The following is a 6,662-nucleotide window of genomic DNA, read 5'->3' as shown; positions in this document are numbered from 1 at the left end:
GCAGTTTCAGCAGTTTCAGCAGTTTCAGCAGTTTCAGCAGTTTCAGCAGTTTCAGCAGTTTCAGCAGTTTCAGCAGTTTCAGCAGTTTCAGCAGTTTCAGCAGTTTCAGCAGTTTCAGCAACTCGCATATTCGATTTCAAATACTTCTGCAAACTCAAATCTTGATAAAATGGTTTTCCATTATCCAAACGGATAATTTTGTGTTTTTTTAATATCTCGACCAAGACCTTAGCAACATCATCATTCACTTTTAATATCGCTTTTAGGGAGTTTAATAAACTTTCTAACTTTGCAGGTCTAGCGGCATTTTTTGTTAAATATTCACAATATTGAAAAATTAAATCATCAACATTCTGTTCAGCTTTAACTTCATTTACGACATGAGGGGAAACTAAAGGTTTCTCATGAATAATTTTTGCTTCAAATTTAGCTATTTTCAATAAATCAATAACATACTCCATTGAGTGATCATTAGACATTACATCAAAACTAAAGTCTTTAGACGAAACTTGTGTAGAAAGTTGACCTGCTATAAATGTTAATCCAAAATCTGCTGCATCTTTACCAATCTTGGGCATTTTTAAAACTTTTAATTTTCCATTCATGATAAATGGAGATAACTTTACTAAACCATCCAAACTAAAATTAATTGGAGACTTAGCGTAAACTAAATATATCGAAGAATATTGTTTTAAATAAGTCAGTAACTCATTTTCAGTCTTATGTAAATTTTCAATATCAAGTAATAATATTTTTTTCATGCTTCCCCTCATGCGATGAAATTAATTCAAGAACAGCTCATGACTATATAATATTTCACTACCATTCCAGTAAATATATCCTTTTTCAATCAACTCTTTAAGCAATAATCGGACATCCGATTTGGGAAACATTTGCTCCAGCAAATCACGCAAGGCATAAATGTCTTTGGGCTTGTCTGATTTTAATTCGCGTAATTTTTGCGCCACAATCACCTGAACAGGATCAATTTTGGAAAAGTTTTTAAATAACTCTTTTTGTGCATGATGCAGCGTATTGGCCTGCTCTGCCTCGACTTCTGGTGAAGAATATGCAGGGGAAAGTTCTGCAAAAACAGAGGAAATATCAGGTTTTTTCTCTATAGACGATTTCTGCTCTAAATCCAGCTGCATCCACTGCTTAATGACTTTTTTACGAAAGCTGATTTGCTCATCAAAACATTTCACAATTTTTAAATTAATCAATAAGCCCGTGAAATGCTGAAGCTGATCATTTGACAGTTGCAAAATATTCGCCAGCGAATTCTTCAACTTCTCTAGCGTATTTGGTTTACCTTTCATTTTTCCCAAAGCATCGCAATACTTTTTCACCAAAAGCAAATCCGGTTTTTGCAGAATCGTCTCGACACTGGGAATTTTATATTTTGGATTTAACGCCGGTTGTTCCGCCTGAATCTGAATCAGGCTACAGTTCAGGTTTGAAGATTGCAGCATTTCCAGCAGCGTTTCACTGCTTGGCATGGCAGATATGAGTTCAATAGAGGTATCGGCATCTAGCAGCGCAAGCAGTTGTCCAACCACAACCGCGTATTCAAACTCTTTATGCTCGACTTCTGCCGTTTCCAGAATGACCACTTGCCCGCTGCTGACCCAACTTGAAAATTCTGTTAAATCTTCCAGCGAATATTCAAATTTTCCCTGGCAATTAAACAGGTAAATTGCCGCGTAATGCGGAATGATGTTACGCAACAATTGCGCAGTCGGCATATTATTTTCAAGATCAAGAAGAACGACTTTATGACTCATATCTTCGAATAGACAGTTCGGCTAGGCAGATGCGGTGCATTAGAACGGGAACCATGACAAAGGTCAAATATTTTATGCTTGAGGTTTTCTATTCTGCGCCATGACTTAAGCGGAATGCCCTGCGTTTAGAAGGTTATTCAATGGCGCAGCAAAGGATAAGTTAAGTTCTTTTTCAAATAAAAAAGCCCTGATCAATACCAAGGCTTTAATACACGGACGGGTCTGGCTCAATAATGCGGTGGGCGGTTGGTCATCGGGTCAAAGGCAGCAATGCCTTCCGATAAATCGGCCGATTCCACACGCTGATAAAGCAGCTGCATTTGCTTCTTTAAATCCATAATTTCAATATGTTGGCGTGTCACCTGTTCATTGAGTTGTTCAACTAAATCATCTAAAAATGTAATTCGGACTTGCAAATCTTCCAAGTGTGCGGAAAATGACGCCTGATCATTAAGATTTTTTTGTTTAGTCATTTTAAGTCCTCATTGGGGATTTCAGGAAACAGTATGGCCTATATTACTTTAAGGGATGTCCAACTTGCGTTTGGCGGACCGTCCCTGCTCGACGGCGCGAACTTTAATCTGGAACGCGGTGAACGGGTCTGTTTGATTGGCCGTAATGGTGAAGGTAAGTCTACCTTACTTAAACTCATCGAAGGAAGTTTACTGCCTGATAGCGGTGAAGTTTCGTTGCAAAATGGCATTACCATCTCCATGCTGGCTCAGGATGTCCCGATGGATTCCGGCAAAGTCGCTGATATTGTTGCCGAGGGTGCAGGTGAAGCTGCCGAAGTATTAAAAGCATATCATGAAGCCAGTGATGCCTGTGTACTGGGAGATATGGAAGCCTGCGACCGTATGGGTCATTTGCAACATAAAATGGATCAACTGGATGGCTGGGCTTTAGAGACCAAAGTCAATTCCATTTTAAGCAAGATGGGGCTAGATCCTGAGGCAGATCTGGCTGATTTATCCGGTGGTCGTAAACGTCGTGTACTGCTCGCCCGTGCTTTGTTGATGCAACCCGATGTGTTGCTGCTGGACGAACCGACCAACCATCTGGACGTTGAAAGTATTGAATGGCTGGAAAAATTCCTGCTCGATCAAAATAACCTGACCCTGTTATTTATTTCGCATGACCGTTCATTTGTCGACAACATTGCCACCCGTATTGTAGAACTGGATCGCGGCATTTTACGCAGCTATGAAGGTAACTATTCACGTTATCTCGACTTAAAAGCGCAGCAAATGGAAGCCGAAGAAAAACAGAATGCGCTGTTTGATAAAAAACTGGCCGAAGAAGAAGCCTGGATTCGCCAAGGCATTAAAGCACGCCGTACCCGTAACGAAGGCCGTGTCCGTGCCTTAAAAGCCTTACGTGAAGAATCCAAGGCACGTCGCTTCCAGCAAGGTAAAGTCAGCATGGCGACTCAGGAAGCCAACCGCTCAGGCAAAGTGGTGTTCGAGATTGAGCATTTACGTGTGGCCTTTGGCAATCAGGAACCCATTATCAAGGATTTCTCAGCGCTGGTCTTACGTGGCGACCGCATTGGTTTAGTCGGTGATAACGGTGTCGGCAAAACCACCCTGATTAAAGCCATTTTAGGTGAAATTGAACATGGCGGTTCGGTGAAAACCGGTACCCAGCTTGAGGTTGCCTACTTTGACCAGCTGCGTAATGCACTGGATCTGGAAAAATCCGTGGCGGCAAATGTCTCTGAAGGTTCGGACTTTGTTGATGTCAACGGTGGGCGTCGTCATATCTATAGCTATTTACAGGACTTCCTATTCTCGCCTGAACGTGCGCGTACCCCGGTCAAAGCGCTTTCCGGTGGTGAACGTAACCGTATTCTGCTTGCCAAACTGTTGCTCAAACCATCCAACCTGATTGTGATGGACGAACCCACCAACGACCTGGATATGGTGACGCTTGAATTGCTGGAAGAAATGCTCGGCGATTATAAAGGTACCCTGTTACTGATTTCGCATGACCGTGCCTTTATGGACAACGTGGTGACATCAACCTGGGTATTCGACGGTAAAGGCAATATCGATGAATACATCGGCGGCTATCAAGATTACTTGCAACAACGTCCTGATCAGACTGTGGTGGATCAGAAAAGTGATGTCAAAAAAGCCGTAGCTAAAGCAGAAGCCAAAGCCGCAGAACCTGCTCCAGCAAAGAAAGTGAAACTCAGCTATAAAGATCAGCGTGCTTTAGAGCAACTGCCTGCTGAAATGGAAGCGCTGGAAAAAGAGCAAGCTGAAATTAACGCTCAACTTGCCGATGGTTCCCTGTTTGTGAGCGATGCAGACAAAGCCATGAAACTTTCCAACCGCCTGACTGAAATTGATGACCTGTTACTGGAAAAATTAGAGCGTTGGGAAGAATTGGAAAATCTTGTTAACGGCAATTAATCTGGTTCATCATGCGGGCACCTGTAATTGACTTTACAGGTGCTTTTTTATTTAAAAAATAACTTCATGTTACACTTGCAAAAAACTTTTGTTCAAAATGGTCACTATGAGTAAAAAGCCAGATTACACTCCCGGAGAATTCCAATGGTCTTTCCTGCTGCCTCAATATTGGGGCATCTGGATTGGGATTGTATTTCTGATGATTTTGGCGATTTTACCCTGGGCGATTCAGTACCGTCTGGCCACTTTTCTGGGCAATCTGGCGTTCAACAAGCTGAAATCTCGGCGTAAAACCACAGTCCGCAATCTGGAAGTCTGTTTTCCTGAATGGACGCCTGAACAGGTACAGGAACATGCGCGTCAGGTTTTTATAGACCAGATGACTGGGATCTTTGAAACCTTGAATGCCTGGTACTGCCCGCACTGGTTTAAAGGCCGCGTCACGATTGAAGGGCTGGAACATATTCAAAATGCCCAAGCCGCAGGAAAAGGGGTTTTATTGCTCGGAACGCATTCCACCTTGCTGGATGCCGGTGGCTACCTGTGTGCCCAGTATTTCGAACCGGATGTGGTCTATCGTCCGCAGAACAATCCCCTGCTCGACATGCTGATTTACCGCTGTCGTGCCACCATTTATGCCCATCAGATTGACCATGACGACATGCGTGGCCTGATCCGTAACCTGAAAGAGGGACACGCGATCTGGTATAGTCCGGATCAGGATTTTGGTTTAAAGCAGGGCGTGATGGCACCGTTTTTCGGTACACCTGCTGCCACAGTCACGGCACATCGCCGTTTACTGAAAATCTCCAAAGCCGTACCGATTCCTTTATATTTTTATCGCACTGGTGATTTAAAAGATCCGCGTTATCACGTGCTGATTGAACCTGTGGTGGATAATTTGCCCAGTGAAGATGAAGTCGATGATGCCACCCGGGTCAACCAGATTATTGAACGTCAGCTGCGTATTGCCCCGACCCAATACATGTGGTTCCATCGCCGCTTTAAAACCCGTCCGGAAGGCTTTGAGGAAATCTATTGATATAGATGCAATGATTTTAAATTAGCAGTGAACACGGCCTCGATTTAAGGTGATATTCAAATTCTTTCGCATAGGCATCCCTTACTTTTCAGGGATGAAAAGTAAGCAAAAATCCTGTGTTCCGCTGATGTTACATCCTTGTAACACAGCGAAACGGCGACATCCATGTCGCTATCACGATAGTAAATTTCGAATAAAAATTTATTGTTTAAGATGATGATATACCTGTGAATTATTCATCTTTATGAACATATAAGGCAAAAAACCATGAAAGTGATGCAACTTCTTCCTGAACTGAATAGCGGTGGCGTAGAACGCGGTACTTTAGAAATCGCCCGCGCCCTGGTTGCAGAGGGTCATGAATCTTTGGTGGTGTCGAATGGGGGGCGGCTGGTGGCCCAGCTTGAAGCCGAAGGCTCAAGGCATCTGACCTTGGCCATTCATAAAAAAGCCCTGTCGAGCTTATGGCAAATTCGTCCACTGCGTCAGCTGATCGAGCAGCACCAGCCCGACATCGTGCATGTGCGTTCCCGCGTGCCTGCATGGCTGACCCATTTTGCCTTAAAAGGCATTCCAGCTGCGCGTCGGCCACATTTAATCAGTACTGTGCATGGCTTCTATTCGATTAACCGATACAGCCAAATTATGACCCGGGCTGAAAAAGTCATTGCCGTATCCGACAGTGTGGTCAAATACATTACCGACAATTACAAAAACTGCCCAGCGCAGGATATTGTGCGAATTTACCGTGGCATAGACCCTGCTGCTTTCCCGCATGGTTATCAGCCATCAGTACAATGGCTGAATCAAACCTTTAAAGATTTTCCCGAGCTGGAAAACAAGTTTCTGCTTTGCCTTCCAGGACGGATTACTCGTTTAAAAGGCCATGAAACCCTGATTGAGTTAGTCGAAAAATTACAGCAACACTACCCGAATTTGCATGCAGTGGTGGTGGGCGGCGCTGACCCGAAAAAAGCCGCTTATTTGAAAGAAATGCAGGACACCATTCAAAACAAGGGCTTGAGTGACAAAATCACTTTCGTGGGTCATCGCTCAGATATCCGTGAATGGCTAGCATTTAGCGATGTGGTGCTCTCCCTTTCCAATCAGGCAGAAACTTTCGGTCGTACCGCTTTAGAAGCACTATCGGTAGGCACTCCAGTGATTGGCTGGAACCGTGGTGGCGTGGCAGAAATTTTATCGCAGGTCTATCCCCAAGGTTTAATTGCCGTGGATGATCACGCTGCACTGTTCAATGCGGTCAAGCAGCATATAGATGAACCGCAACAAGTGAAGCCGGTCACAATGTTTAGCCTGAAAGAGATGTGTGATCAGACGCTTCACTTATATAAGCAAGTCTTGAAATAGACTGCATTGATGGGGCATTTTTCAAGGGCGACACGCGGTGAGCAATACCGA

General features: G+C 43.8%; 6 protein-coding genes. 3 read left to right on the top strand and 3 right to left on the bottom strand.

Going from position 1 to position 6,662, the window contains the following annotated elements; all coding sequences use genetic code 11:
* The 3 genes from ACPUEY_RS02525 to ACPUEY_RS02515 form a co-directional block, all read right to left on the bottom strand.
* On the bottom strand, window positions 1-761 hold a 761-nt coding region (locus tag ACPUEY_RS02525; protein WP_425121041.1), incomplete at its 3' end, for a PIN domain-containing protein.
* Window positions 762-782: 21 nt separating this feature from the next.
* A complete protein-coding gene (locus ACPUEY_RS02520; RefSeq protein WP_425121039.1) occupies window positions 783-1,784 on the bottom strand; it encodes a hypothetical protein in 1,002 nt (333 codons plus the stop codon).
* Between the two features lie 227 nt (window positions 1,785-2,011).
* Window positions 2,012-2,257 carry a SlyX family protein gene (locus ACPUEY_RS02515; protein WP_092819062.1) on the bottom strand — a complete coding sequence of 82 codons (246 nt, stop codon included), beginning with the start codon at window positions 2,255-2,257 and terminating at the stop codon, window positions 2,012-2,014.
* Between the two features lie 33 nt (window positions 2,258-2,290).
* Here ACPUEY_RS02515 and ACPUEY_RS02510 point away from each other — a divergent pair, with 33 nt between their 5' ends.
* The 3 genes from ACPUEY_RS02510 to ACPUEY_RS02500 all read left to right on the top strand — a co-directional run bounded on the left by ACPUEY_RS02510 (window position 2,291) and on the right by ACPUEY_RS02500 (window position 6,611).
* Window positions 2,291-4,201, top strand: a complete 1,911-nt coding sequence (locus tag ACPUEY_RS02510) for an ATP-binding cassette domain-containing protein (protein WP_425121038.1) — start codon at window positions 2,291-2,293, stop codon at window positions 4,199-4,201.
* Between the two features lie 106 nt (window positions 4,202-4,307).
* Entirely contained in the window at window positions 4,308-5,243 is a 936-nt protein-coding gene (locus tag ACPUEY_RS02505; protein ID WP_425121037.1) for a lauroyl acyltransferase, read from the top strand.
* A gap of 267 nt (window positions 5,244-5,510) precedes the next feature.
* Window positions 5,511-6,611 (top strand): glycosyltransferase family 4 protein, encoded by a 1,101-nt coding sequence (locus tag ACPUEY_RS02500; protein ID WP_425121036.1) that lies wholly within the window; start codon window positions 5,511-5,513, stop codon window positions 6,609-6,611.
* Window positions 6,612-6,662: the final 51 nt, after the last annotated feature.

The organism is Acinetobacter sp. G11, from assembly GCF_049808495.1.
Taxonomy (GTDB): Bacteria; Pseudomonadota; Gammaproteobacteria; order Pseudomonadales; family Moraxellaceae; genus Acinetobacter; species Acinetobacter kookii.
This window is presented reverse-complemented; position numbering and strand designations above follow the sequence as displayed.

Coding starts and splice junctions, on each gene's coding strand:
- ACPUEY_RS02520 (WP_425121039.1), bottom strand. CDS start 1,784: ATGAGTCATAAAGTCGTTCTTCTTGATCTTGAAAATAATATGCCGACT.
- ACPUEY_RS02515 (WP_092819062.1), bottom strand. CDS start 2,257: ATGACTAAACAAAAAAATCTTAATGATCAGGCGTCATTTTCCGCACAC.
- ACPUEY_RS02510 (WP_425121038.1), top strand. CDS start 2,291: ATGGCCTATATTACTTTAAGGGATGTCCAACTTGCGTTTGGCGGACCG.
- ACPUEY_RS02505 (WP_425121037.1), top strand. CDS start 4,308: ATGAGTAAAAAGCCAGATTACACTCCCGGAGAATTCCAATGGTCTTTC.
- ACPUEY_RS02500 (WP_425121036.1), top strand. CDS start 5,511: ATGAAAGTGATGCAACTTCTTCCTGAACTGAATAGCGGTGGCGTAGAA.